Here is a 25,817-nt window from a genome sequence, read left to right as displayed (position 1 = left end):
TTTCTAACCTATAATAAAAAGCTTAAAAGGAGGAATAACTATGCATAAATTAGTAAGTTCAGATAGATTTTATTTTGAGGAAAGACGGTAATTAGATACTACATTCTGAAATATGCAGATAGAACAGGAGCAGGTGATATAGCTATAAAAGGAGTCTTTATAGAACAGTTTCCCATTCCTCCCATTACCTTCGCAAACGAGTCAATAGTAAAGCAAATAGAAAATTTTGTGGAAACGATTTTATCAGCAAAGCACCAAAATCCCAATGCCGATACAAGCCAATTAGAGCGAAAAATTGACCAATTAGTTTACCAGCTTTATGATTTGTCAGAAGAAGAGATTAGGATAGTGGAAGGAGGGATAAAGCAATGAAAAAAAGTGAAGTTAATGCAGCCTTTGAGATTTTACTTGAAGAAATTGAATTAGTTTTTGATATGACAAGCAAAGAAGGAGAAGCAGGATTTAAATCTCAAGATTTTCATATTCCTTCTAATTCAAAACAGAGGCGTTGGGAAAATACTGCTCAATGGGCAAGAAATACAATGGTAAATGAAGGACTTTTATCAGCTGATTCGCCAAGAGGAATATGGGAAATTACTAAAAAGGGGAGAGATTTTTATAATCAAAACAAATAAACTAAACTAAAGCAATACACCCCGAGCAAGATGCTTGTGTTACTATGAAGAACACTCCACAAGCAAGGATGCTTGTGTTACTATGATGATGCTGGTTGTTGAAGGTAAGGGAAGCGAGCTGGCAGAGAAAAATTCACAAGTCTTAACATATGGGGTTTAAATGAATTTCTTTAAGAGCAAGAGAAAAGTTTTGATAATTCTAGTCATCTTGCTAATGATGGGGTTATTTCTTTATAGAACTTTTGGGACTCACAGAACCAATTCATACCAGAATAGCAGCGGCTACTCTGAAAAGTCTATTGTAGGTAGCTATCCTAAAAATTCTTATAATAACAACAGGGCAAATAATAACACATATAAAAATATTGAGGTTACAGGGACTGTTTTTGATTTGAAATTTAAAACCTCTAAGATAGGCAACAAGTATATGACTTTTAAGATAAAAACGACAGATAATGTAGTTTACAATTGCTATTCTCCAAAATGGCTACCTATTAGAAATAGCGATGTTCTGAATGTAAGCGGAAAGTATTTTGAAATAAAGAATGTTGGAAGGTATACCTTTCACAATGAGCTTGATGTAGAGGATTTTAGCTTTGTTAAGTAACAAAATATAATCTTTTTGTGTATCACACTGTTAAGCGTAAACGATATTCTTTAATAATTGTAGTAAAATCAAATTATGGAATTTAGGGGAAAAATTTTTTCAATATATTCATTTTATGTGGCTGAGGAAATAGACCTCGCTCTTGCGCAGAATCTTCTTAAGGCTTCAAAAAGGGTGGATTTTGCAAGGTCTAAATCTACTCCTAAAAGGTTACGATATGAAACCCCACCAATAGTAGTTAATCTAGAACTACCATTTGATTTTGACATTATTGATGACTTCTATCCTTCGAACGTTAGGCTAAAAATTTTTGATTTTGGTGCAATATCCATCTCGCTTTTGTGGAATGGCAAGACGGATTTTACGAATTTAAAGTATATATCTTCGGATCTCTTTGATAGCGATCTTGAGGATAGGGTTTGTAACTATGCAATTGAACTTAAAAGATATCTTAACGAGACCTTTAAAAAACCCTTTGAAGAATTGATTTATGAAGATTACATTGTATTTCAAACAGATGAGGTTGATACTGAACCTACTTCATTTTTAAGGAAAAATAAAGAAACTATAGCGCATATTCTAAGAATGGAAAAAGAGAACCTTTCACAAATGGAAATAGATGAAGCTACGCAGATAGTTCTTAGTTATTATGATTCAGATATGACAATAATAGATTATAATGCCTCTTTTATTATTGATCCTGATTATAAAGATATCCTTGAGATAATTGAATTCAGCCAGGTTGAATTAGCTCAAATCAGGGCTTTGGACAGAATACTTGATAAAAGTCTAGATTATTTCGAGTCAATAATAGAGAAAAGACCAATTTTTCTTCCTCCAATAAAGCAGATAAGCCTTTTCTTTCTGAACGTATCGCTTAACAGAGAGAGGCTTGATAACGCGTTAAAACTAATTGGGGATCTATATCTGGCAAGAGTTTATAGATCTCTTGGTTTAAAACTTCACGTTTCAGATTGGGAAAATTCTCTAGAGAGAAATTTAAAGACTCTTTCAGAGATATATCAACTTTTGCGTGAAGACTTCTTTCAGAAGATTGCGAACTTTTTAGAGATTACCATTGTTATTCTAATATTGATAGAGATAATATTAGGAGTATTAAGGATTTTATAAATACAAAAAGAGGCCATGAAGCAAGTTTCACCTTCATGGCCGTGCTGTGGGGGGAACCCAACTGAGTATTATATCAAAAAATTTAATATTTTAAATAAATGCTCATGAGTTTTCTATAAGTTTTTTTTATATATTAAATTAGTAATATCAAATTTCTTTCTAAGTTAAGGATGAAAGGTTAGGTTTTTGACTCGGGAAATTTGTTGTAAAACATCAAAGAAATCCCACCCAGAAAATTTATTAAAAAATGAGCTATTATGGGGGCTAATATTGTTCCTTGTTGAATATACAGCATTCCTAAAACAAAACCTATTCCACAAATATATGCTGCATAAAAGAGCCCTTTAATGTTTATTTCAGGGGTGTGTAGTATGCCAAAGAATATAGATGCAAGGTAAATGCCGAGAAACTCCTGCATTAAACCTCTGAAAAACATCTCTTCACAGAAGGCGCTTAGAACTGATATGTAAAACATCTCTATAATATTAACGTCTTTAAAAATATTAATATATAAAACCTGATTTATCTTTTCTGCAAACAAGAAGATTTTTGAGATATAGAAACCTAAAAGAAAGACTAAAACTCCAATCAAAATAGAAGTGCAAATGCCAGTTAAATCAATGTTAAAATCTGGCATTTGCTGGAAATATTTTAAAATAAAAACCGAAATAAAAAGCAAAAACAATTCTCCAATGGTGGAGAAAAGCAGAAACCTATCCTTCATTGAAGTTTTTTAGAAATTTCTTTAAGATCTCTTCTTATTTTCTCCTTTTTCAACCCATATTCAATTCCATCAACAAGTGCCCTGTAACTTGCCTCAATGATATTGCTTGATACCCCAAGCGTTGTCCATGTTTCCAGTGAATCGGTGTGATCTATCAAAACCCTTACTCCTGCTCCTGTACCAGAACTTCCTCCAAGTACACGAACCCTATAATCAGATAGGTGTATCTTTTCAAGATCTGGGAAGTGATTAGAGAGGGCTGCTCTAAGAGCCTTGTCCATTGCATTAACAGGGCCATTGCCATCTCCAACGCTGTGGCTAATTTTTCCGTCTACGATTAGTTTTATAACAGCTTCTGCATAGAGCTCTTTTAATCTTTCGTTATATTCTACTGTTGTTTTCCAATATATTAGGTCAAATAAATCTTCTCTTGTACACAAGCCCTTCCATAAAAGTATTTCAAAAGAGGCTTCGGCAGCCTCGAACTGATAACCCTGATTTTCGAGATCCTTTATGATGGAGAGAATCTTTCTAGTCTCCGGCCTATTTTTGTTTAAATCTATGCCCATTTCCTTTGCCTTGAATATTATATTACTTGTACCTGATAGCTCTGATATTACTACCCTTCTTTTGTTGCCTATTAACTCAGGATTAATATGTTCGTATGTTTTTGGATTAGTTAATACAGCACTTACATGTACTCCTCCCTTGTGTGCAAATACTGATTTTCCTACAAATGGCTGATGATCGTTTGGCGTTATGTTTGCTATTTCATCAATAAATCTGGAAAGGGGAGTGAGCGCTTTTAGCTTTTCTTCGTCAAAGAGAGGGATATTCATTTTTAACTGCAAAATTGGGATTAGAGAACACAGGTTTGCGTTGCCCGCTCTCTCTCCAAAGCCATTTATAGTACCCTGAACCTGCACTACTCCTTCTTCTACTGCTGCAATTGAATTTGCTACTGCAAGCTCGCTGTCGTTGTGGCAGTGAATGCCTAGCGCTACGTTTTTGCCTAAATAAGATTTCACTTCTCTTATTATGTTTTTGATTTCGTCTGGTAAAGTTCCGCCGTTTGTATCAGCTAAAACTATCCTTTTTGCTTTTGCCTCCTTTGCCCTTTTTAAAACTGCAAGGGCATATTCTTTATTGTTCTTGAAGCCATCAAAAAAGTGTTCCGCGTCAAAAAAAACCGATTTACCCTTTGAATTTAGATAGGATATGGTTTCAGAAACCATATTTAAATTCTCTTCAAGAGTAGTTTTGAGTGCATCCTTTACGTGTAGATCCCAGGATTTTCCAAATATAGTAATAACGTCAGTATTGGCGTTTAAAAGTGATATTACATTCTTATCGTTTTTTGCAATGATATTTGGTTTTCTGGTTGAACCAAAAGCTACAAGTTTGGAAAAATTGAGCTTGATATCCTTTGCCTGTTCAAAGAACCTTTCATCCTTCGGATTAGATCCAGGCCAACCTGCTTCGATATAATCTATGCCAAAATCATCCAGTCTTTTAACTATTTTGAGCTTATCTTCTAAAGTTAAAGATATGCCCTCTCGCTGAGCTCCATCTCGTAATGTTGTATCGTATAGCTCTATTTTCCTTTTATTTTTTTTCATCTTCACAACTCTGCTAACATTTTTCCAGCTTCAAAGCATCTTTTTACTTCTTCTTGCTTTAGAGCAAATCTTGTTTCAATTTTTTCAATAACTTCAACACCAAGAGGTTTTATGGCTTCTTCTATTTCCTTTACTGCGCCACCAGACCATCCATATGATCCAAATATAACTGCCTTTTTACCTTTTAGTCTGAGGAGTCTCATTAATCTTAATAGTGGTAATATGTTTGGAAATACGCCGTTGTAAACTGTAGGAGAGCCTATAGCAAATGCTTTGCAAGTCATGATCTCTCCCATAATTACAGATACAGGATCCTCTCTTAGGTCATATACCTTCACTTCACAGTCTGAGCACCCTGCTCCTTCTGAGATCAACTTTGCCATCCTTTCAGTAGTATGCCACATTGTAGTGTATACTATCACTACTTTGTTTTCTGTTGGGTCTTCAATTAGTTTTTCTGTAGCGTCGAATATATATTTAATGTCTTCTGGTCTTCTGTAAAACGGTCCATGTGCAGGGAAAATCATTGTAGGGTTAAGAGATTTATAATATTCTAGCGCCTTTTTGGTAAGCGATTCAAAGGGTCTCATTAAGAATGCAAAATAATCTCTAATAAATGGGTATATATCTATGCCTATTTGATCGTAGAATGGCTTTGATAAAGATATTAGAGATCCAAAAAAGTCTGAGGTGAAGAGCCACCCTTTTTCTGGAACGTATACGCTTGTAGTATCAGGCCAGTGGGTCATAGGAAGCGACTTAAAATTTAGAGTTTTTTCTCCGATTGACAAGCTTTCTCCTGATTTTAGAACTAGAACTTTTGACTCATCGAGATCTGGTAAAAAGTTTTTTATAAACTCATAATTTTTTTCAAGGCATACAAGTTTCATATTTTTAAATTCTTTGAAATATTCCATAATAGAACCTGCGTGATCTGGCTCTGTGTGCAAAGATACAAGATAATCCACCTCTTTGCCCTTTGTTATTTCTTTTATTTTAGAGATTGCCTCTTTTCCGTATTGTTCCTTTACGCTGTCTATGATAGTTATCTTTTCGTCTAAGATTAGAAAGGAATTATACTTGCTTCCTTGGGGTGTATATACTCCGTGAAAATCTCTTATTTCCCAATCTAAAGCGCTTACATCGTATAGCGTATCTGCTAATTTACAACTCATGATTTTTCCTCCTGATTTTTATTTTCTATAAAGTATTATTGGGTTATTTCTGGAGCCATGGTCCGGTACTATTTCAGGATAACCCACAATTATTGGTGCTACCGCGCTGTATTCTGAAGGGACTTTGAATTTAGCCTTTGTTTCTTCCAAATCCATATATTCTCTTGCAAATCCGATCCAGCAGGTTCCGAGACCTATAGCGTGAGCTTCAAGCATAAGGTTTTCAGCTGCTAGAGCGCAATCTTCTTTTGGATAAAGGCCGTAATTTTTTGCGTAGATAGTAATTAGCGCTGGTGCGTTGTAAAAGATGTTGTAGTCATCCCTCTCTAACATGGATTTGTATTTCTCTAATACCTTAAACTTTTCCATATTTTTAATAAGAAACTTCTTTGAATTATCTGATAAATCCTTTAAAGTTGAGCGATCTTGGATAACTACAAATGCCCACGGTTGAGAGTTCATGGCGCTTGGTGCCCAGATAGCAGCTTCAATAAGATGATCTATCTTCTCTGATTCAACAGGCATATCCTTAAATTTTCTAATAGACCTTCTAGATTTGATTATTTGAATTATGCTCACTAAAGCACCTCCTAAGATGGTTTTAATTTAATAATCTATTTTAAACGATATTTAACAATAATAAAAATCCTTTAGATTTTTTGTTGTAACTTTTTTATTCTTTAAAAAGAAGAAACTCCTGCCAGCATTTATTCGAATTACCAAACGTTACTGGCAAGAGTTTGTAAAAAGTTTTGCCTATATTTTAAATTTAGAAGTTTTTTCGTTCAATTTTTCAACATGTATGCTAAGCTTCTTTGAAACGTCTTCAACATCTTCCATCATAGAACTTAATTCTTTTGCAAGCGCAGATTCTTCTGTAGCCGCAATTGCACCGTCTTTTGCAATTGTTGCAAGTCCATCTATATCCTTTTTTAACTCTGAAGTAGAAGCGTTCATCTCTTGAGTGCTTGCAGTATACTCTTCTGATAGGGCTGCAAGGTTGCTGATGTTTGTTTCTATGCTTCTAATGTCTTCCTCCACCTTTGCTACATTTTCTTGGGCTAATTGTATTTCTTTAAGGAGACTATCTATTTTTTTGCTGATCTCCTCAAAGGCTTCTCTTGAATCTTGTGTTATTGTTCTACCTTTTTTAACCTCTTCCAATGTAATTTTCATTGCTTCGGAAGCTAGAGTTGTTTCCCTTCTAGTTTGCTCAATTAACTCTCCAATACTTTTAGCAGCTTTTTGAGATTCTTCGGCTAACTTTCTTACTTCATCTGCGACTACTGCAAAGCCTCTTCCTGCATCTCCTGCTCTTGCAGCTTCTATCGCTGCGTTTAAAGCTAAGAGGTTTGTTTGCTCGGAGATCTGAGATATGATGTCTACAATTTTTACTATGTCGTTCGATCTTTCTGATAAAGATAATATTGTTTTTGAAAGTTCTTCAACAGAGTTCAAGATCTGTAAAGAAGAAGAATCGTTTTGTTCAATTAGCAAGGAGCCATTTTTAGATTTTTCTTCTGCTTCCGATGCAAGAGAACTTACACCTATGGTAATTTTTAGGAGGTTCTTTGCATTGTCAGAGATCTTACCCATCTTCTCTGCTACGTTAGAAGCAGAATTGGCTTGATCTTCTGCACCTTTTGCGATTGATTCTATGGCGTTCAGCAATATATTTACGTGATTGTTTAGCTTTTCAAGCGTAGCGCTCAATTGTTCTGAATTTTTAGCCGTTTGTTCAGCATAATTCGCGCTTTCACTTGAAGCGTATTTAGCGTCTGATGAAAGACTTGACAGCTTGTTTGAGGCTTGGGACAGATCATCAAGCACGGCCTTTATATCGTGCAGAATCTCAGAGAAGTTATCTCTAAGTTGTAAAGATGCCTGAGCAATTTGGCCTATCTCATCTCTTGAAGAAACGCTTATATCAGAGCACAAATCCCCGGTAGAGAGGCAGTCTATATCGGTCTTTGCCTTTGAAAGTGGTCTTAATAAAATAAATTCTATACCTACGCCAATTATCAAAAGACCCACTAAGAGGCACAAAAAAATTGTGATAATCTGAACTATTAGCGAGCTGTATATAGGACCATCTATGAGCGATGGTGGATATGAGAGAATGTAAGATCCCACTACTTTGCCGTTTGAGTCTTTAAGGGGAACCACTACGTTATAATAGTCGCTTCCGAGCAAATTAAATCTCTGGATGAAGCTTTCACCCTTTATTAACTTATCATAAATATCTTGGGGGATTTTTTGACCTTTGAATTCCTTGTTTAAAGTTGTAGTAACAATGTCATTGCCAAATGTGAACGTTGCATCAATGTTTAGTAATTTTTTCATCTCACTTGCCAGCCTGTTTGAGTCGAAAATTGTATACCCTGCGCTCACTGCGCCTATAATGTTGCCACTTGCATCCCTAACTGGCGATCCTGCTCGAATAGAGAGTTTTACTACTTTTCCTTCTTCTATTCCTACAGTATTTTCTCCCTTAAGTGCCTTTTGAATATTTAATTGGTTTGCTATAGAATCGCCAACTGGCGTGTTAAGAGAGTGTGCTCTTATGATGACATCTCCTTTGTTATCGGTTACTACAATGTAGAGGTCTTTGTATTCCTTTATATATGGCACAAGAACGTTTTTCAACAGATTAAAATCCTTCGTCTCTACTCCCTTTACCACGCTCTCTTTGTCTGAGAGCAGTTTTGCCATATCTTTCGATCTAGACATATAACCCCGCAAAAGTTCATTTGAGGCGGTCATTGCATAATGAAGCTTTTCCTCAGCGTTTTTGTACCCGTTTGAGAAAAACTGAAATGACGTAAGAGTTATCAGGGCAAAACCAAATATAAAGAAACTAAGAAATGTAATTATTAAAAGTTTTTTCCTCAACGAATAGTCTTTAATAAAATGCATTATTATTCTCCCCTAAAATTAAAAAATTATATAAAAAAACTAAAAATTACATAAAATATTTTAGCACTTAAGTATTAGCAATTCCAAGATTCAATTATATTTTTAAATTAGAATTATTTATTATTTAATAACATATTATTATATTATTTATTATTTATTTTTCAATCTTATAATTTTCCCATACTGGTCAATGTATTTATTCCGCCCCTAATGTTGTAAATAAGAGTAACCTTTAACCTTTCTGTTTCTAGAAGCTTTTTTAAGTCATCATATATTCTCTTTGTAGCAGCTTCTTGATAGATCCCTACATTTCTAAAAGATGTAAGATAGTATTTTAAGCTTTTTAGTTCTACACAAAATCCGCCGTCTGGAAAATATTCAATAATCAATTTCCCGATATCTGGCAAACCGCTAAAAGGGCAAACTGCGCTGAATTCGCTTGTTTCGATCTTGATATACTCTTCTGCTTTAAATTCAAATCTTTCCAGAAAATCAGGCTTGATGTAAGATTCATCTTTAAATTCAAAAATTTTTCCGCTAGCCTCTGGCATAAATGCTCCTTTCTATCACATTTTTAAATTTAATAATAAACAAATCTTATTAATAATTTTAAAATACTTTGCTAAACTTATTATTAATAATTAAATATTAACTGATAATTATATTGATAAGTATAAATTATATTTAAGTAAAATTAATAATGTCGAAATTTTCTGTCAATTTTCCTAAGAAATAGTTTATACTATTTTAAATATTTTGGAGGAGACTATGAGTAGTAAAAGGGTGTATAGTATTTGTGCAATGTGTACAGGAAGGTGTCCAATAGTTGTTGATGTAGAAGGCAATGAGGTGGAACACATCTGGGGTAACCCTCATCTCTTAGGGGGCTACAACCTTTGTCCAAGGGGTGCCGCAGGTAAGGCCTTGTTGAATGACACCGAAAGACCAAAGAATCCTATGATTCGTGATGGAGAAAGGGGTTCAGGGAAATGGAGGAGCGCTTCATGGGATGAGGCCTTGGATTACGTTGCTGATGGCCTGAAAAAAACTATTGAGAAATATGGGGCAAAGAGCGTTGTACTTTCCGACAGAGGAGGTGCTATTACTGAATTTGAAAAGACATTTATTGCTGCAATTGGATCTCCAAATTACTTCAATCATCACGCAACATGTTCTAATTCTATTCACAACGCCCATCTTTCGGTTGCAGGTCTTGCAAGAAACGGTGTGACTTATGATTATAAAAACGCAAAATACCTAGTCAGTTTTGGTAGAAATTTACTTGAATCTCTCGTTACAGGAGAGGCAAAAAACGTTATAGATATGATTGAAAATGGGGGAAAACTTATACACATAGACGTAAGGTGGAACTATACTGCAGCTAAAGCGGATAGGTTTTTTATTATAAATCCGGGTACTGATTATGCTCTTGCGTTAGCACTTATTCACGTGATAATAAAGGACTCTCTTTACGATGCGGATTTTGTTAATAGATGGACAGTTGGGTTTGAGGAACTTGCAAACTTTGTAAAACCATATACCCCAGAGTTTGCTGAAAAGGAGACAGGGATAAGTGCAGCTGAAATTGTAAAATTGGCTCACGATGTTGGAAATGCAAAACCCTCAGTGATATTTCATCTTGGTTGGATGACTGCGTGGTATTCAAACGATTTTTATCTAAGACGTGCTATTTGTTCTCTTAATGCCTTGCTTGGTGCATATGAAGCAAAGGGTGGATTAATTATAAATAAAACTCCAAAAGATGTAGGAAAGCCCTTGAAGTCCCTATTAGCTCAAGTACCAAAGCCAACTGAACCAAGATTTGATGGATGTGGAACAAAGTATCCTCATCTTAGTGGTCAATGGGGTCTTGCCCAAGAGTTGGCACACGTTCTTCTTACGGATGAACCTTACCCGGTTAGAGCATATATTGTTTTCAGGCACGACCCTCTTGCCTCTTTGCCTGATCCAGATTATATTAGGAGCGCTTTTAAAAAGTTAGATCTGTTAGTATCTATCGATGTGAACTATAGTGAAACCGGTTGGTTTTCTGACGTGATCCTCCCTGAAGACACATACCTTGAAAGAACAGATCACGTAATTGCGCGAAATGGTCCAAAACCAGGTTATATCCTCAGACAGGCTGCAGTTCAAAGGAGGTTCGATACTAGGCCTAGATCCTGGATATTTAAGGAATTAGCAAATAGACTTGGTGTGGGACAGTATTTTCCGTACAACAGTATCGAAGAGCTTATAGCCTGGCAGCTTGAAGGAACTGGCTACCGCTTAGAGGACTTTAATGAAAAAGGATATATTGAATTGGTTGATAAACCGATAATGTGGGATAGAACTAATGGTTTAAAGTTCAAAACTCCTTCTGGAAAGATAGAATTTTTCTCTAAAAAATTAGAAGACGCAGGTGTTCCGTCATTTATACCCTATGAAAAGCCAATAGAATTAAAACCTGGAAGATTTAGATTGGTTACAAGTAAATGTGCGATCCACACGCAGGGGAGAACTACTTCAAATAACAAACTCCTAAATGAATATGTTAACGAGAACCATTTATATATACATGAGGATAAAGCAAGTGAGCTTGGAATAAAGGAAGGCGATCTGCTTGAGGTTGAAAATGAAGGTGAAAAGCAATATATTAAAGCAAAACTTACAAAATATATACATCCAGAAGTAGTTTTTATGCTTCATGGTTTTGGTGATAGCGTTCCCTTAAGAACCAGGTCATATGGCAGGGGCGCATCTGATATAAGACTCCAAAAAGGGCTTGCGAAGGTAGCAATTGGTGGTAACTGTCCATATACCGAGTGTACAGTTTCCGTAAAAAAAGTTAAATGATTTAGTGAGCAAAACATATAAGTTTGTTGTTATATAAAAAAATTTTTGGAGGAGTAGAGTGGGAAAATATTATATATTTCAAGATCAGAAGAGATGTATAGGATGTTATGCTTGTGAGCTTCACTGCAAGACTAAAAATAATGCTCCTGAAGGCGCTAAGCTTTGCAGAATCGTGCCTACAGGACCTCAGGTAGTAAAGGGAGTTCCAAGGATGCACTTTGTATTTATGCCGTGTTTTCATTGCGAAAAGCCATGGTGCGTGTATGCATGCCCGACTGGTGCGATGACAAAGAGGTCAAAAGACGGTATTGTTTATGTAAAATCAGATCTCTGTGTTGGATGTAAAAATTGTATAACTGCCTGTCCTTGGGGCGTTCCACAATGGAATTCAGAAACAGGTAAGGTTATGAAATGCGATTATTGCATGGATAGAATTGATCAGGGTTTACAACCTGCATGCGTTACAGGTTGTACTACTGGAGCGCTGAAATTCATATCCCCGAGCGAGGCCTCTCAAATTAAGCGAGAGAAATTTGCAAAGGATATTTCACCTTTGAAAAAACAGTGATAATATATTAAATTTAAATGTTAATATTTTAAATTTTTTATAATTTTAATGTTATTTATTGTTATTAATTATTAGTAACTGTCAAGGAGGTCGATATGAGCGAAAACGGGGTGAAGGAAAAGCAAATAGAAATTGCTGATGGAGTTAATGTTATTCCAGAAGCAAATGCCATTGTTTCTCCTCTTGACAAGGCTATAAATTGGGTCGTCAATTGGGGGAGAACGTCTTCCCTTTGGCCTATGACGTTTGGCCTTGCGTGTTGTGCAATTGAGATGATGGCTGTGGGAGCAGCACACAACGATCTAGACAGATTTGGAATTCTTTTTAGGGCATCTCCTAGACAAGCCGATCTAATGATCGTTGCTGGAACAGTAACCCTAAAGATGGCCCCTGTCTTAAGAAGGGTTTACGACCAGATGCCACAGCCAAGGTATGTGATATCAATGGGTAGTTGTGCAAACAGTGGAGGAATTTTCAACACTTATTCAGTCTTACAAGGCGTAGATCAAATTGTTCCTGTTGATATCTATCTTCCAGGTTGTCCACCGAGGCCAGAGGCACTGCTACATGCCCTTTTGTACCTTCAACAGAAAATAAAGAAGGAAGGTTTGGTATGGGGAGCATGGAGATAAAGGACATCAAAGAACAAATCTTAACTTCACAGAACGTTTGCATACTTCCAGAAACTGAAGAGGATCTTGAGACAAAAGAGATGATCCTCAATATGGGGCCTCAGCATCCCGCAACTCACGGTGTTTTGAGATTGGTGTTAAAACTAGATGGCGAAGAAATAGTTGATATGGAACCTCACATAGGGTATTTACATAGGGGTATCGAAAAATTAATGGAAAGCAAGACTTACGCCCAGGCCCTTCCTCTTACGGACAGGCTTGATTATATATCTAGTCCTGCTAACAATACTGCTTATGCTATAGCAATTGAGAAGCTATTTGGAATAGAAGCTCCTATAAGAGCAAAATTCATAAGAACTATATTTTGTGAGATGTCAAGGATATGTAGCCACCTCCTTTGGCTTGCTACCCATTCTTTGGACATAGGCGCAATGACTGTATTTCTTTATTGTTTTAGGGAAAGAGAGTGGCTTTTAGATCTGTTTGAGATGACTGTTGGGGCAAGACTTTTAACAAATTTCGCAAGGATTGGCGGAGTAAGGTGTGATATCAGTCCTGAGTTCGTTCAGGGTTTGAGGGAGTTTACTAAGGTATTTCCATCAAGAGTGCAAGAATACGAAACTCTTCTAACTAAAAACCCTATATGGTTGGAAAGAACTGTTGGGATTGCACAAATTTCAGCTGAAGATGCCCTTAACTGGGGACTTACAGGTCCTTGCCTTAGGGGGTCAGGGGTAGATTATGACCTTAGAAGGGATTGTCCGTATGACGCATATCCGTATGTGAAATTTCATGTACCGCTTGGTAAAAATGGCGACGTTTACGATAGATATCTTTGCAGAATGGAGGAGCTAAGGCAATCCAACGAAATAATAAAGCAGCTTTTAGATCAACTCCCAGACGGACAGACTGTTGCAGATGACGCGCCAGATTTAGTAATTCCTACTCCACCTAGGCAAGTTGAGGCAGCAGGAAGTGTTGCGAGTGCCTTTATTACCCTTTCAAAAGAGAGAAAGATGATAAACACAGGTGACTTGTACAGCGCTGTAGAGGTACCAAAGGGAGAGCTCGGCATCTATGTTGTTAGTGACGGTTCAGGAAAACCATATAGATTAAGACTTAGAACTCCATCTTTTGTTCATATCTCTGCAATGCCTGTTCTTTCTATAGGTCATATGGTTGCAGATATAATTGCCATTATCGGTTCTATTGACATTGTCTTAGGGGAGTCGGATAAATGAAAGTACAAAAATTAATTAGAGACGTCTTGTTGGTTGAATGGTTTAGAGGACTTTCTGTGACTTTTAGAACTATGTTAAAAAAACCTGTTACCAGACTTTACCCCCACGTAAAAAGACAGCCGTTTCCAGGATTTAGGGGAAGACAGGCTTTAGTGAGAGATCCAGATAAACTTAAAGAAAGATGCATTATGTGTTTAAGATGTAAAACGGTATGCCCATCCAACTGTATTATCGTTGAGGTTGGCAAAGATGAAAATAATGCGAGGGTGTTGAAAAACTATTCTATAGATGCCACCAGATGTATTTACTGTGGTTATTGTGTAGAAGTTTGTCCGGTAAACGCCATAGTTTTAACTGAACACTATGAGTATCTTGGGGACAAAAGGTCAGATCTTTTTTTCACAAAAGAAAAGCTATTATCTAATTGGGATGAATTTTTGGCTAATTACCCAGGTGATGCCTATTTTAATAAATTCTGGAGACCACCTGGAATGCCAGAGAAAATGCTTACCCCTCAAAAGAGAAATGAAAAGCCAATTGAAATTAAGAAAAAAAATGAGGAGATTGCATGATGACACCAGGATCATATGTTCCAATAGGATACTTGCCAGTTTTATTTATGATGATTGCTGCTTTTCTTTTTGCAGTTGGAATTTTAGTCTTTGGAAGTTTCTTTAGGTTAAGAAGAAGGTATTCTGAAACCTTGATCCCTTATGAATCAGGTAATGACCCAATAGGAGAAACAGGCGAGAGGTTTTCAGTAAAATTTTACATTATTGCTATGTTATTTGTAGTATTTGACGTTGAAATTGCTTTTCTTTACCCATGGGCGATAAACTTTGATAATATTTCTTCTGTAGCTATGATTAGCGTACTAATATTTATAGCAATACTAATTGCTGGCTATGTCTATGATTGGAAAAAGGGAGCATTCGACATGTACCACAGGAGGAAGAGACAATGACATTAGAAGGGATTTTGCAGATAGTAAAGGATGAATTTAAAGAAAGAATACTTTCTGAGGAAGTTAATTTTGGCCAGCTTAGTATTAGGGTTCCTAAGGACGACAATACAGAGGTTGTTCTTTTCCTAAAGGAACATAAGGATCTGAAATTTGACCATTTAGCCGACTTGTGCGGTGTTGACTATTTTAAATTAAGAGATATTAGATACGAAGTAGTTTACAACCTATATTCAATTCAGTTCAAACACAGGATCAGAGTAAAGATTCAGGTTCCAGAAGATGATATGGAAGTGAATAGCTTAACCTGTATTTTTAAAGGGGCAAATTGGCACGAATGTGAGTGCTTTGATATGTTTGGTATAAAATTTAGAGGTCATCCAAACCTTAGGCGTGTCTTTATGCCTGAGAATTGGGTTGGGCATCCTTTAAGAAAAGATTATCCTCTCAAAGGTATTGGAGTGTGGGAAGACCACGAAAAGCTCCTTAAGAAGATTAAAGACCTCTCTAAATTTGAAGTTAGGAGGAGGGGTTAAATATGTTAATGGATATTGTAATTTTAATAATTAAAGTTGCTGTAGTTTTAGGGGTTGTATTGTTGCATGTTGCTTATGCAGTTTATTTTGAAAGAAAAATATTAGGGCATATGCAATCAAGGCTTGGGCCTACAGAAGTAGGACCTCTTGGATTGTTCCAGCCCTTTGCTGATCTTATAAAGTTGTTTTTTAAGGAAGATAATATTCCGCTTGGCGCTGATAAGGTTTTGTTTACTATTGCACCAGTGATAGTAGTAACTTGTGTAATGACGTCCTTTTCGGTTATTCCATTTGCAGCAGGTTGGGTGCTGGCAAATATAAATGTAGGTCTATTACTTGTTTTGGCTATGGGATCATTAGGGGTATATGGAATAATCATTGCTGGTTGGTCATCAAATTCAAAATATGCCTTTTTAGGCGGTTTAAGATCCAGCGCACAGATAATAAGTTACGAAATTCCTATGGGTATTGCTCTTCTTGCGGTTTTAATTATGTCCGGATCACTTAATCTATCCGATATTGTATATGCTCAAGAGAAACTTCCTTGGGGAATGTTTATTTTCCCGCAAATACTTGGCTTTTTTGTATTTCTCGTTTGTGCTTTAGCTGAAACAAACAGAACTCCCTTTGATTTGCCTGAAGCAGAAACGGAGCTGGTTGCAGGATATTTAACTGAATACTCTGGATTTAGATGGGGGCTTTTCTTTCTTGCAGAATATTCAGCGATGTACGTTATGTCATCGATGCTCTCCATTTGCTTCTTAGGTGGTTGGACTCTTCCTCCGTTTTTGACGAATCTTTTCCCAATTTTAAACTTAATACCAGGCATTGTTTGGTTTTTGCTTAAGGTTTATATGTTTATGTTCTTTTATATATGGATAAGAGGTACTGTTCCTAGATATAGGTTTGATCAACTGCTTAAAATTGGGTGGAAATTTTTGCTACCGCTTAGCCTAACAAACTTGTTTGTAATTATGATTATAAAGAAGGTGTTTATGCCATGAGCGTGCCTCTATTATTTTTTTCCTACTTTGCTTTGGCTACCATAGTTTTATCCTTGATTGTGATAACTAGAAAGAACTATATACATGCTGTTTTGTGGACGCTGCTATTATTTGTACACATCTCAGGTATATATCTTTTCCTTAATGCTGAGTTTTTTGCTATGATTCAAATGATAGTATACGCTGGGGCAATACTTGTAATGCTGATTTTTGTAATAATGCTTTTAAACGTAAAGCATGAGGATCATCTTAGCGATGTCAGTTCTCTTCCAATTCCGAAAGCATTTCTTGTATTTTGCGTTTTAGGCGTGTTAGCATTTACACTTCAGGTTTCATATCTTAATTCTACTGGAAAATTTTCTATTGATTTAGTAAATAAAATTTCAGATGCAAAGCTCTTAGGTCAGGTTTTTTATTCTGAGGCCAACTTGCCGCTTATTATTATGGGCGTGGTGCTTTTTGTCCCAATGATTGCTGCTATCGTCTTGGCCGGGAAAAGGAGTGATGAATAGATGGTGCCTTTAAACGCATATCTGATGCTTGCCGCTGCCATTTTTTCTATTGGTTTGATTGGCTTTATTACAAGGCGTAGCATTATTATGATGCTTATTTGCGTGGAGCTGATGCTGAATGCTGTAAACATAACTTTGATTTCTTTAAGCCACTATATGCAAGATTTTATGGGACAAATTATTGCTCTTTTAATTATTGCAAATGCAGGTGCAGGAATGGCTACGGGCTTAGCCCTTCTAATAAATGCATACAGGCTAAAGAAAACTGTAAAGATAGATCTCTTTAGGGATTTGCGAGGTTAGCGTATGGAATATTTACCTCTGATAATAATATTAACTCCATTACTTGCAATACCTCTTATTTTCTATAGCGGAGAAAGAAATAGAAACTTAAGAGAATTTTGGTCGATATTGGCCAGCGTGATAATGTTTCTTCTTGTTTTATCCCTTCTTCCTTCTGTGTTACAAGGAAAGGACTATCACTTTACGCTATTTCAATTATTACCTGGAATATCCTTTTCTTTCAGGGTTGATGCTTTAGGATTCCTCTTTGCTGTTGGAGCATCTTTCTTATGGATCTTGACTACATTTTATTCTATTGGTTATATGCGAGGCCACAAAGAGCTTAACCAAACTAGATACTTTTCATTTTTTGCAGTTGCACTTTCTACTACAATGGGGGTTGCTTTTTCTGCTAACCTATTTTCAATGTTTCTTTTTTACGAAGCCTTGACCCTTGCAACATATCCATTAGTAGGTCATGGAACAGACGATGAAGCAAAAAGGGGTTCTAGAAAATACGTTATTTATCTTTTAGGCGCAGCAAAGCTTCTTTTAGTTGCTGCAATTGTAATAACCTATAATCTTGCTGGTACCTTAGAATTTCATTATGGAGGTATTTTCCCTCAGTCGGTTATTACTCAGAAAGTGTTGCTATCAATATTATATTTAATGTTTATTTACGGTTTTGCAAAATGCGCTATTATGCCGCTTCACGGTTGGTTGCCTGCTGCTATGGTAGCTCCTACCCCAGTAAGTGCACTTCTTCATGCAGTAGCTGTTGTTAAGACTGGCGTATTTACAGTATTGAGAGTTACACTTTTCATATTTGGAGCACAAACCTTAGCCTCCCTTTGGGGAAGAGATGTGGCAATCTTTATGGCAGCGTTTACAATAACTATGGCCTCAATCATAGCTTTAACCAGAGATAATTTAAAGGCAAGGCTTGCATATTCGACGATAAGTCAACTCTCTTATATCCTATTAGGTGCGTTTATGCTTACGCCAAGTGCCCTTATTGGTAGTATATTTCATATAACTACTCACGCCTTTGCTAAGATTACGTTATTCTTCTGTGCTGGTTCTATAATAGTTTGTTCACACAAAACTGAGGTAAGCCAGTTAAGCGGTCTTGCTAAGAGGATGCCAATAACTATGACTGCATTTTTTATAGCCTCTTTAAGCATGATTGGCATCCCATCATCTGGTGGCTTTATTTCCAAGTGGTTTTTATTGAACGGTACTATGCAGATGCACTCTACGATACTTTTGTTTGTGTTTCTTCTTAGTACAGTGCTTAATGCGGGTTATTTTTTACCCGTTGCGTATAAAGCATTTTTTGAAAAGGAAAATGTTGACGAGCACTCTCATCATTACACGAAAAAAATTATAGAGAACCCATTTATGGCTGTGCCATTAGCCATAACTGCTGTAATTAGCATTTTGCTTGGATGGTTCCCTGAAATTTTCTTGCATCTTGCAAAAATGGTTCTTGCTGGGTTCTAAATGATTAACGAAGAGTCTGAATTCAAGGAGTAGGAGGGTTTTATGAAACAAGATCATGAAGAGCCATTGATGGAACTAAAACATGATCCAAAACCAGGTTTTCCAGTTATTTTTGCTATAGCTTTTATTATAGGAGTCTTGTATCTAAGTTACATTTTGTTAAATGGAAATTATAGGATAGTCTCACATCACTAAAAGAAGGGAGGAAAAACGTTGAACCCATATAAATTTTTTGAAAAGCCAAATAGTTTGAAGATTACCCTTATAGTTTTATTTACATTTTTGGCTATAGTTACTGTGCTTGATCTTGTAATTCCTAAGGAAGCAGAATATGGCTTTGAGAAATTCCCCTCCTTTTTCTCAGTTTATGGGTTTGTTGCATGTGTTGTTTTGGTTCTTGCAGCAAAGTATATTCTAAGGCCTATTGTAAAGCGCAAGGAGGACTATTATGACAATTAGCTTTATGCCACCATTTTTGATATTTCTAATTGGAGCATTTTTTGCGCTTTTTCTTAGAGGGAAGGTGTTAAAGTGGTGGATAATCATCGTTCCAGCTGTAGCTTTAGTTAATGCCTTCTTGTTACAAAAGGGATTTGTTTACAACGTTCACTTTATTGGGCTCGATCTAGTTCCTTTGAGAATAGACGCTCTTTCATACGTTTTTGGATTGATATTTTGTATTATAAGTTTGTTAAATTCTATTTATGCATATGGCCTTGATGATTATCGTCATCACGTAGCTGCGCTCTTAACAGAGGCTACAGCACTTGGTATTGTATTTGCCGGAGATTATTTTTCCTTGTTTCTATTTTGGGAGTTGGAGGCACTTTCAACTTCGTACTTGATAGCTATAGGCGGCAGAAAGGAATCCGCAAAGGCCTCTTTTAGATATCTTTTAATGCACGTAACAGGCGGCGTGTTCTTGTTGGGTGGAATACTCCTTCATTTCTACCAAACTGGTTCAATAGCCTTTAACTATTTAGGTTTGACAGACCTGGCGTCTTTACTTATTTTGATAGGTTTCGGTATAAACGCTGTATTTCCACTTATTCATACTTGGCTTCCTGATGCGTATCCGGAAGCAAGCTATGCTGGTACGGTAGTTTTAAGCGCATTTACGACAAAATCTGCAGTTTATGCTCTAGCTAGAGCATTTCCGGGAACCGAGATATTAATTGTTGCAGGTGTTATAATGACTGCTTTTCCAATATTTTTTGCAGTTATCGAAAACGACATGAGAAAGGTTCTTTCTTATTCTCTAATCAACCAGGTAGGTTTTATGGTAACGGGTATTGGCATAGGAACTGAACTTTCCTTGAACGGAACTGTGGCACATGCCTTTGCGCACATCCTTTATAAGGCACTGCTCTTTATGTCGATGGGCGCGGTTTTAAAGCAAACTGGCAAGATAAGAGCTACAGAATTGGGGGGATTGTTTAGAACTATGCCCTGGACACTGACCTTCTGTATTGTAGGGGCAGCGTCTATATCTGGAGTTCCATTAACAAGCGGTTTTGTAAGTAAATCTATGATCGTTGCAGCGTCTGCTCATCAGGGATTAACTATTGCTTGGTTTATGCTGCTGTTTGCATCTGCTGGTGTATTTCACCACTCTGGCATTAAGATTCCATTTTTTGCGTTTTTCTCGCACGATTCAGGGCTTAGACCTAAAGAGGCACCATTCCATATGTTGCTTGCGATGGGAATAGCTGCCTTTCTTTGTATCGCAATAGGCGTATATCCTTGGGCTCTTTATTCTATACTTCCTTACCCGGTCCATTATATTCCATATGCGCCAAATCACATTATGGAAATGGTTGAGCTGTTAGGATTTTCTGCCCTTGCGTTTACACTGCTTATGTTATCAGGGATATATCCTCCAGAAATGAGGGCTATTAATCTTGATTTCGATTGGTTTTATAGAAGGGGCTTGCAGTTATTTATGTACATAGATAGAAAGGTATTGGTTGAATTTGAGGATAAAGTGGTAAATACCGCATACGAATGGCTATTTTTAAACCCATTGATGGCTTTTGCGAAATTTTTGAAGGGTGTGGACACATACGTTATTGATGGGACGGTCAATGGTAGTGCGAAAACAACATATTCAGTTAGTAAATCTATAAGAAAGCTCCAAACGGGGAATCTTCAGGATTATATGATTTTGTTTATCATAGGTATACTTATTCTCGCTTGTGTAATTATATTATTGAGAGGGGGGATTTAAGTGAACTATCCAATATTATCTCTTACTCTTTTAATTCCAGTGATTGGGGCTATTCTAATACTTTTTATGAAAAATTCAACGCTAATAAAATCAACCGCATTGGTTTTTGCACTGCTAGACTTTTTTGTATCATTGCCGCTATGGTTTTTGTTCGATAAAAATTCTCACTCTATGCAGTTTGTTGAAGTTTATCCGTGGATACCCTTTATAAACGCAAGATATGCAGTAGGTGTAGACGGGATATCTGTGTTGTTCGTGTTATTGTCAACCCTTATTACTGTAATATGCGTTAGCGTTTCCTGGAAGGCGATAGATAAAAAGGTAAAAGAATTCTTTATAATGATACTGCTTATGGAGACTTCAATGATTGGTGTTTTTGTATCTTTAGACCTCTTGCTCTTCTACGCCTTTTGGGAAGCTATGCTTATTCCTATGTTCTTGCTTATAGGGGTTTGGGGTGGTCCAAACAGGGTATATGCCTCTATAAAGTTTGTTTTGTTTACGTTTGCTGGTTCTGTTTTAATGTTGGTTTCCATATTGGTGCTTTATTTTGCAGGGGGACACACTTTTAATATCCTTGAACTATCAAAGCTCAATTTACCCTTAAATATGCAAATATTTTTATTCATAGCCTTTACCCTCGCCTTTGCTGTAAAGGTGCCGATGTTTCCACTCCATACCTGGCTTCCCGATGCGCACACTGAAGCCCCTACCGCAGGTAGCGTTATACTGGCAGGGGTATTGTTAAAATTGGGAGCTTATGGTTTCTTAAGGTTTTCTATGCCATTTTTCCCAGAAGCCACTATGATGTTTTTGAGCCTTCTTCAAGTTCTTTCGTTGGTTGCTATTGTATACGGCGCATTTGTAACCTTAAAGCAAACTGATCTAAAAAGACTTATTGCATATTCGTCTGTTTCCCATATGGGTTTTGTAACTCTTGGACTCTTTACCCTTACTCAGATAGGCATGTTGGGTGGAATTTTACAGATGATAAATCACGGCATTGTTACTGGAGCGCTATTTTGCCTGGTTGGCATGATATACGAAAGAACCCATACCAGGCAGATTTCAGATTATGGCGGTCTAAAGCCTGCTTTACCTATATTTATTTTGTTTTATACGTTTTTTACCCTTGCCGCTATAGGCCTTCCAGGAACTAATTCCTTTATGGGCGAATTTTTGATTTTGTGTGGAGCATTTTTGAGATTTATACCGCTAGGTGCATTTGCTGTTTTAGGAATTATTCTTGGGACTACATACATGATTTGGCTTTATTACAGAGTTGCATATGGTAACTTGAATGAAAAGATTAAGAACCTCATATATGATTTGGGGCCAAGGGAGATCCTTACTTTAATTCCGCTACTTTTATTGGTTCTTTATATAGGTTTTCAGCCCGGCGTTTTCACATCATATATGCAGGCCTCGGTATCGAATTTGATTGCAACTAAATTTAATTCTACGCTATTGGCTCATACTTTACCCTTAGTGGGGTGGATAAGATGATGACATTTAAGATTATTGCTCCAGAACTCTTTTTGATTGCGTGTTCAATTTTTATCTTTCTGTCTGCTCTTTTTATTAGAAATAGAAAAACCTTTTCTATCCTTGCAATATTGGGACTCTTAATAACAGGAGTATGGAAATATTCGCTTCACGGAAGTGGTTTTAACTCATCATTTTCGGTTGAACCATTTGGCGTTTTAGGTAGTTGGATTATTATCCTAATAGCTATTTACGTAATATTGATTTCAGTAGATGACCTTGAAATACCTGATAGCAGTTATGGAGAATTTCTAACTCTTATTTTGACCTCTGTGGTAGGTATGCTCTTTATGTTGGGTGCAAGAGATCTAATAGTGTTATATTTGGGACTTGAAACTCTATCTTTGTCGCTTTATATACTTTGTTCTTTTTATAAAAGAAGCCCACTTTCAAGCGAAGCAGGCCTTAAATACTATCTAATGGGAACTGTAGCAACTGCGATTTTGCTATATGGCATAGCGCTAATTTACGGTGCAACTGGAACTACGAACTTTTACGAAATAGCAAGGTCTATGTCTGTTACAAGAGTTTTGGCCGATCCCATGCTTATTGCAGGAATAATAGCTGTAATTATAACCTTTAGCTTTAAAACATCAGTCATACCGTTTCACGCTTGGACTCCTGACACCTATCAGGGAGCTCCAACACCAATAACTGCTTTTCTTGCCACCGCTCCGAAAACAGCACTGCTTTTGGCATTTGGAAACTTTTTTGTAGGCAGCCTAGTTCCTATTTGGGTTGAACCAAAAACGGCTCTGATAGTTCTTTCAATACTAACCATGGTTGGAGGTAACCTCTTAGCCCTTTCACAAAAAAGCGTTAAGAGATTGCTTGCATTTTCGTCAGTTTCTCATGTGGGATATATGCTTCTCGGGATAATAGTAGGCACTTCTGATGGGTTAAACGCAATCTTAACCTATCTTATTGCCTATGCAATAATGAACCTTGGAGCCTTTGGCGTTGTGTTCATGTTGAAAAATGGTGATGATATGGACACGTACAATGGTCTTGCAAAAAGATACCCATATCTTGCTGGAATAATGATGATATTTATGTTTTCTCTTGCAGGAATACCGCCAACTGTTGGATTTATTGCGAAATTTCAGTTATTTTTGGCAGCTGTAAATGGTGGCCTTACTTCATTGGTAATTGTTGCAGTTCTGATGACTATAACTAGTGCATTTTATTATTTAAGGATTGTGATGAATATGTATATGAAGGAGCCAACTGTAGAGACAGAGGTTATCTCAAGCGATTTTACTAAGGGCTTGGTGCTTAGTCTTTCTATACTCGTAATAGTATTGGGCACACTACCATCGATATTTATTCACTGATAAATAAATATTTTCTTAGCCGCAAGAATGAATTTTAATTCTTGCGGCTTTTTTATTATTTTTATTATCTAGAGCGGTTTACAGAATATATTTTTGCACTCATTTAGAGATAGAGCGATGAAATTGTTATCGATCTGAAAATTGACAATATCTTGATAGGAGTGAACCCTTTTTATTTTTGAACCATTTTTTAAATCGAGTATGGCTAGTTTTTCCTTGTTAATTTCGTCAAGGTTAATGTGAACTATTAAGGCCTCTTCGCCGTCCTTTAATTCATAAAGATTTTTTGTCTTGCTCATATCAACTCTCTCATTTGAGTCAAATATAAATTTTTTAAATTCTTCAAAAATTTCGGGATGTTTTTCTTCAAGCCTCTCTATAAAGGAGATCATCCTTTCCATTCTTCTAAAGGTGTTTGGACTAAAATCATGTTCCAAGAGGCAGGCATCCTTTTGAGCCAAGTTTTCTTCAATTTTTAAGATTCTAACTAAAAAGTTTACTATTGTATTTTTTCTTCTTGATAGATTTTCTGCAAGTATTTTGCCCTTGCTGGTTAGTTCTATGTGGCCGTATTTTTCCTGAGTAACTAGATTTTTATTTTTTAAGGATTCAATCGCAGACACCACTGAAGGAGTCTTTACTTTGAGCTGTTTTGCAAGATCTCTTACTCTTGCAATTCCCTTTGATTGATTTATATCGTATATAGTTCTAAGATAATTTTCCAAACTAGGTGTTAATTCTAAGTGATTGTCATTTATATTAATTTCATCTGTACAGGGTTTTTCCAATTTATTCTCCTGCTTAAAATCGTTTTGGTTATTTATATTATAAACCAAAGTTTACTTTTAAAAGATATATTATATATTGTTGTGTTACCCCTATTTGTATTATATACTTCATATTAGGCATATAAGCAAAAATCTTATTATGGAGGATAAAATAAGGGATGCTTAAGATTTTGTGTCCTTTTTAATTGACGCTTAACATCTGCATTGTATAATTAAAATTGGGGAGTTATATGGTGATTTATTAAGTCAAAAATTTGGAGGAAGCGATGGGATGTTTTATTAAGAAATTTAGCTTTTTGCTGTTTTTGATGTTAATTGTAGCGTTTGGTTTTGCAGGAGTAGCAAATGCAGATTCGAGCGGCTTGAGTTCAGGTAAGATAGCGCTTAGTACTAAGATGAGCTCAAGTATATTCCTGCAGCCAGTTTCACCAGATAAGAAGATCGTATATGTTAGCGTAAAAAACACATCTACTGCTACGGGTATGGATTTTAAAAAGGAGCTAGTTGCTGAATTGACAAACGAGGGTTATAAAATAACGGATAATCCTGATGATGCCAACTTTATGCTAATGTCCAATGTTCTTTATATTGGTAAAGAGACAAAAGATTATACAATGGAAGGTGCTCTAGCTGGTGGATTTGGTGGCGCTCTGATAGGTTCAGCATTTAATCCAAGTGACAAGTATACGGGAACTATTGCTGGAGGAGTAATTGGCGCTCTAGCTGGTGCTGCCATTGGTAATTCTATTAATTCTGATAAGTATATGATGGTTGTAGATGTGCAAGTTGAACAAAGGCAGCCTGGTACTCAGACGGAAACTACTACTAACGCAACTCAAGGCACGGCTACTACAGAGACCTCTAGCAACTCTACTATTAAGGATTGGGCTATATATAGGGATAGAGTAGTGTCTGAGGCTTCTGGTACAAATATAAAGTTTGATGATGTAGAGCCTATATTAAAGCAGCAGTTAGCTCACGCAATAGCTAATTTGCTTCCATAATTTTTATATAGAGCAAAAAA

The 25,817-nt window shown here is 36.4% G+C and carries 27 protein-coding genes; 20 read left to right on the top strand and 7 right to left on the bottom strand.

The window, feature by feature from the left end:
• Positions 1–368: 368 nt before the first annotated feature.
• The 3 genes from ACWIUX_RS00220 to ACWIUX_RS00210 all read left to right on the top strand — a co-directional run bounded on the left by ACWIUX_RS00220 (position 369) and on the right by ACWIUX_RS00210 (position 2,373).
• Entirely contained in the window at positions 369–635 is a 267-nt protein-coding gene (locus ACWIUX_RS00220) for a winged helix-turn-helix domain-containing protein (protein ID WP_448588707.1), read from the top strand.
• Between the two features lie 160 nt (positions 636–795).
• Positions 796–1,242, top strand: a complete 447-nt coding sequence (locus tag ACWIUX_RS00215; RefSeq protein WP_448588706.1) for a hypothetical protein — start codon at positions 796–798, stop codon at positions 1,240–1,242.
• A gap of 75 nt (positions 1,243–1,317) precedes the next feature.
• Positions 1,318–2,373: a hypothetical protein gene (locus ACWIUX_RS00210; RefSeq protein WP_448588705.1), complete on the top strand. Its 1,056-nt coding sequence runs from the start codon at positions 1,318–1,320 to the stop codon at positions 2,371–2,373.
• Between the two features lie 178 nt (positions 2,374–2,551).
• Here the strand turns inward: ACWIUX_RS00210 and ACWIUX_RS00205 are convergent, their stop codons facing one another.
• The 6 genes from ACWIUX_RS00205 to queF form a co-directional block, all read right to left on the bottom strand.
• Positions 2,552–3,052 carry a CPBP family intramembrane glutamic endopeptidase gene (locus tag ACWIUX_RS00205; RefSeq protein ID WP_448588704.1) on the bottom strand — a complete coding sequence of 167 codons (501 nt, stop codon included), beginning with the start codon at positions 3,050–3,052 and terminating at the stop codon, positions 2,552–2,554.
• Positions 3,053–3,093: 41 nt separating this feature from the next.
• Entirely contained in the window at positions 3,094–4,716 is a 1,623-nt protein-coding gene (cimA, locus tag ACWIUX_RS00200) for a citramalate synthase (protein ID WP_448588703.1), read from the bottom strand.
• 2 nt (positions 4,717–4,718) lie between these two features.
• Complete coding sequence (locus ACWIUX_RS00195) at positions 4,719–5,891, bottom strand: FprA family A-type flavoprotein (protein WP_448588702.1); 1,173 nt, start codon at positions 5,889–5,891, stop codon at positions 4,719–4,721.
• An 18-nt stretch (positions 5,892–5,909) separates the two neighbouring features.
• Entirely contained in the window at positions 5,910–6,470 is a 561-nt protein-coding gene (locus ACWIUX_RS00190; RefSeq protein ID WP_448588701.1) for a nitroreductase, read from the bottom strand.
• A 177-nt stretch (positions 6,471–6,647) separates the two neighbouring features.
• Positions 6,648–8,807, bottom strand: coding sequence for a methyl-accepting chemotaxis protein (locus tag ACWIUX_RS00185; RefSeq protein WP_448588700.1), 2,160 nt, complete (start codon positions 8,805–8,807; stop codon positions 6,648–6,650).
• A gap of 167 nt (positions 8,808–8,974) precedes the next feature.
• The gene (gene queF, locus ACWIUX_RS00180; RefSeq protein ID WP_448588699.1) at positions 8,975–9,358 is read right to left on the bottom strand and encodes a preQ(1) synthase; all 384 of its coding nucleotides are present in this window, start codon (positions 9,356–9,358) and stop codon (positions 8,975–8,977) included.
• A 217-nt stretch (positions 9,359–9,575) separates the two neighbouring features.
• Between queF and ACWIUX_RS00175 the strand changes: the two genes are divergently transcribed.
• From ACWIUX_RS00175 to ACWIUX_RS00100, 16 genes are all read left to right on the top strand, one after another.
• Positions 9,576–11,660, top strand: a complete 2,085-nt coding sequence (locus tag ACWIUX_RS00175; protein WP_448588698.1) for a molybdopterin-dependent oxidoreductase — start codon at positions 9,576–9,578, stop codon at positions 11,658–11,660.
• Between the two features lie 58 nt (positions 11,661–11,718).
• On the top strand, positions 11,719–12,228 hold the full coding sequence (locus ACWIUX_RS00170; RefSeq protein WP_448588697.1) for a 4Fe-4S dicluster domain-containing protein: 510 nt from the start codon (positions 11,719–11,721) through the stop codon (positions 12,226–12,228).
• A gap of 95 nt (positions 12,229–12,323) precedes the next feature.
• On the top strand, positions 12,324–12,860 hold the full coding sequence (locus ACWIUX_RS00165; protein WP_448588696.1) for an NADH-quinone oxidoreductase subunit B: 537 nt from the start codon (positions 12,324–12,326) through the stop codon (positions 12,858–12,860).
• On the top strand, positions 12,842–14,101 hold the full coding sequence (locus ACWIUX_RS00160; RefSeq protein ID WP_448588695.1) for an NADH-quinone oxidoreductase subunit D: 1,260 nt from the start codon (positions 12,842–12,844) through the stop codon (positions 14,099–14,101). Before ACWIUX_RS00165 ends, ACWIUX_RS00160 begins: the two co-directional genes overlap by 19 nt.
• Positions 14,098–14,673, top strand: a complete 576-nt coding sequence (gene nuoI, locus ACWIUX_RS00155) for an NADH-quinone oxidoreductase subunit NuoI (RefSeq protein ID WP_448588694.1) — start codon at positions 14,098–14,100, stop codon at positions 14,671–14,673. Before ACWIUX_RS00160 ends, nuoI begins: the two co-directional genes overlap by 4 nt.
• The gene (locus ACWIUX_RS00150; protein WP_448588693.1) at positions 14,670–15,065 is read left to right on the top strand and encodes an NADH-quinone oxidoreductase subunit A; all 396 of its coding nucleotides are present in this window, start codon (positions 14,670–14,672) and stop codon (positions 15,063–15,065) included. Before nuoI ends, ACWIUX_RS00150 begins: the two co-directional genes overlap by 4 nt.
• Positions 15,062–15,598: an NADH-quinone oxidoreductase subunit C gene (locus tag ACWIUX_RS00145; protein ID WP_448588692.1), complete on the top strand. Its 537-nt coding sequence runs from the start codon at positions 15,062–15,064 to the stop codon at positions 15,596–15,598. The genes ACWIUX_RS00150 and ACWIUX_RS00145 overlap by 4 nt, the downstream gene beginning before the upstream one ends.
• Before the next feature lie 2 nt (positions 15,599–15,600).
• A complete protein-coding gene (gene nuoH / locus ACWIUX_RS00140) occupies positions 15,601–16,602 on the top strand; it encodes an NADH-quinone oxidoreductase subunit NuoH (RefSeq protein WP_448588691.1) in 1,002 nt (333 codons plus the stop codon).
• Complete coding sequence (locus ACWIUX_RS00135; RefSeq protein WP_448588690.1) at positions 16,599–17,114, top strand: NADH-quinone oxidoreductase subunit J family protein; 516 nt, start codon at positions 16,599–16,601, stop codon at positions 17,112–17,114. Before nuoH ends, ACWIUX_RS00135 begins: the two co-directional genes overlap by 4 nt.
• Positions 17,115–17,417, top strand: a complete 303-nt coding sequence (gene nuoK / locus ACWIUX_RS00130; protein ID WP_448588689.1) for an NADH-quinone oxidoreductase subunit NuoK — start codon at positions 17,115–17,117, stop codon at positions 17,415–17,417. It abuts the gene before it with no gap.
• Positions 17,418–17,420: 3 nt separating this feature from the next.
• Entirely contained in the window at positions 17,421–18,899 is a 1,479-nt protein-coding gene (locus ACWIUX_RS00125; RefSeq protein ID WP_448588688.1) for a monovalent cation/H+ antiporter subunit D family protein, read from the top strand.
• A 42-nt stretch (positions 18,900–18,941) separates the two neighbouring features.
• Positions 18,942–19,094, top strand: coding sequence for a hypothetical protein (locus tag ACWIUX_RS00120; RefSeq protein WP_448588687.1), 153 nt, complete (start codon positions 18,942–18,944; stop codon positions 19,092–19,094).
• 18 nt (positions 19,095–19,112) lie between these two features.
• The gene (locus tag ACWIUX_RS00115) at positions 19,113–19,358 is read left to right on the top strand and encodes a hypothetical protein (RefSeq protein WP_448588686.1); all 246 of its coding nucleotides are present in this window, start codon (positions 19,113–19,115) and stop codon (positions 19,356–19,358) included.
• Entirely contained in the window at positions 19,348–21,126 is a 1,779-nt protein-coding gene (locus ACWIUX_RS00110; protein ID WP_448588685.1) for a Na(+)/H(+) antiporter subunit D, read from the top strand. The genes ACWIUX_RS00115 and ACWIUX_RS00110 overlap by 11 nt, the downstream gene beginning before the upstream one ends.
• Entirely contained in the window at positions 21,127–22,632 is a 1,506-nt protein-coding gene (locus ACWIUX_RS00105) for a complex I subunit 4 family protein (RefSeq protein ID WP_448588684.1), read from the top strand.
• Entirely contained in the window at positions 22,629–24,005 is a 1,377-nt protein-coding gene (locus ACWIUX_RS00100; RefSeq protein WP_448588683.1) for an NADH-quinone oxidoreductase subunit N, read from the top strand. The genes ACWIUX_RS00105 and ACWIUX_RS00100 overlap by 4 nt, the downstream gene beginning before the upstream one ends.
• 68 nt (positions 24,006–24,073) lie before the next feature.
• On the opposite strand, the gene ACWIUX_RS00095 is transcribed toward ACWIUX_RS00100, so the two are convergent.
• Positions 24,074–24,793, bottom strand: a complete 720-nt coding sequence (locus ACWIUX_RS00095; protein WP_448588682.1) for a metal-dependent transcriptional regulator — start codon at positions 24,791–24,793, stop codon at positions 24,074–24,076.
• A gap of 266 nt (positions 24,794–25,059) precedes the next feature.
• On the opposite strand from ACWIUX_RS00095, the gene ACWIUX_RS00090 reads away from it, so the two are divergent.
• Positions 25,060–25,797 (top strand): complement resistance protein TraT, encoded by a 738-nt coding sequence (locus ACWIUX_RS00090; protein ID WP_448588681.1) that lies wholly within the window; start codon positions 25,060–25,062, stop codon positions 25,795–25,797.
• Positions 25,798–25,817: the final 20 nt, after the last annotated feature.

The sequence above is a fragment of the Thermodesulfobium sp. genome, from assembly GCF_053498235.1.
This window is presented reverse-complemented; position numbering and strand designations above follow the sequence as displayed.

Coding starts and splice junctions, on each gene's coding strand:
- ACWIUX_RS00090 (WP_448588681.1), top strand. CDS start 25,060: ATGGGATGTTTTATTAAGAAATTTAGCTTTTTGCTGTTTTTGATGTTA.
- ACWIUX_RS00220 (WP_448588707.1), top strand. CDS start 369: ATGAAAAAAAGTGAAGTTAATGCAGCCTTTGAGATTTTACTTGAAGAA.
- ACWIUX_RS00160 (WP_448588695.1), top strand. CDS start 12,842: ATGGGGAGCATGGAGATAAAGGACATCAAAGAACAAATCTTAACTTCA.
- ACWIUX_RS00150 (WP_448588693.1), top strand. CDS start 14,670: ATGATGACACCAGGATCATATGTTCCAATAGGATACTTGCCAGTTTTA.
- ACWIUX_RS00195 (WP_448588702.1), bottom strand. CDS start 5,891: ATGAGTTGTAAATTAGCAGATACGCTATACGATGTAAGCGCTTTAGAT.
- ACWIUX_RS00165 (WP_448588696.1), top strand. CDS start 12,324: ATGAGCGAAAACGGGGTGAAGGAAAAGCAAATAGAAATTGCTGATGGA.
- ACWIUX_RS00145 (WP_448588692.1), top strand. CDS start 15,062: ATGACATTAGAAGGGATTTTGCAGATAGTAAAGGATGAATTTAAAGAA.
- ACWIUX_RS00100 (WP_448588683.1), top strand. CDS start 22,629: ATGATGACATTTAAGATTATTGCTCCAGAACTCTTTTTGATTGCGTGT.
- ACWIUX_RS00210 (WP_448588705.1), top strand. CDS start 1,318: ATGGAATTTAGGGGAAAAATTTTTTCAATATATTCATTTTATGTGGCT.
- cimA (WP_448588703.1), bottom strand. CDS start 4,716: ATGAAAAAAAATAAAAGGAAAATAGAGCTATACGATACAACATTACGA.
- nuoK (WP_448588689.1), top strand. CDS start 17,115: ATGGTGCCTTTAAACGCATATCTGATGCTTGCCGCTGCCATTTTTTCT.
- ACWIUX_RS00110 (WP_448588685.1), top strand. CDS start 19,348: ATGACAATTAGCTTTATGCCACCATTTTTGATATTTCTAATTGGAGCA.
- ACWIUX_RS00125 (WP_448588688.1), top strand. CDS start 17,421: ATGGAATATTTACCTCTGATAATAATATTAACTCCATTACTTGCAATA.
- ACWIUX_RS00120 (WP_448588687.1), top strand. CDS start 18,942: ATGAAACAAGATCATGAAGAGCCATTGATGGAACTAAAACATGATCCA.
- ACWIUX_RS00135 (WP_448588690.1), top strand. CDS start 16,599: ATGAGCGTGCCTCTATTATTTTTTTCCTACTTTGCTTTGGCTACCATA.
- ACWIUX_RS00175 (WP_448588698.1), top strand. CDS start 9,576: ATGAGTAGTAAAAGGGTGTATAGTATTTGTGCAATGTGTACAGGAAGG.
- ACWIUX_RS00185 (WP_448588700.1), bottom strand. CDS start 8,807: ATGCATTTTATTAAAGACTATTCGTTGAGGAAAAAACTTTTAATAATT.
- queF (WP_448588699.1), bottom strand. CDS start 9,358: ATGCCAGAGGCTAGCGGAAAAATTTTTGAATTTAAAGATGAATCTTAC.
- ACWIUX_RS00215 (WP_448588706.1), top strand. CDS start 796: ATGAATTTCTTTAAGAGCAAGAGAAAAGTTTTGATAATTCTAGTCATC.
- nuoH (WP_448588691.1), top strand. CDS start 15,601: ATGTTAATGGATATTGTAATTTTAATAATTAAAGTTGCTGTAGTTTTA.
- nuoI (WP_448588694.1), top strand. CDS start 14,098: ATGAAAGTACAAAAATTAATTAGAGACGTCTTGTTGGTTGAATGGTTT.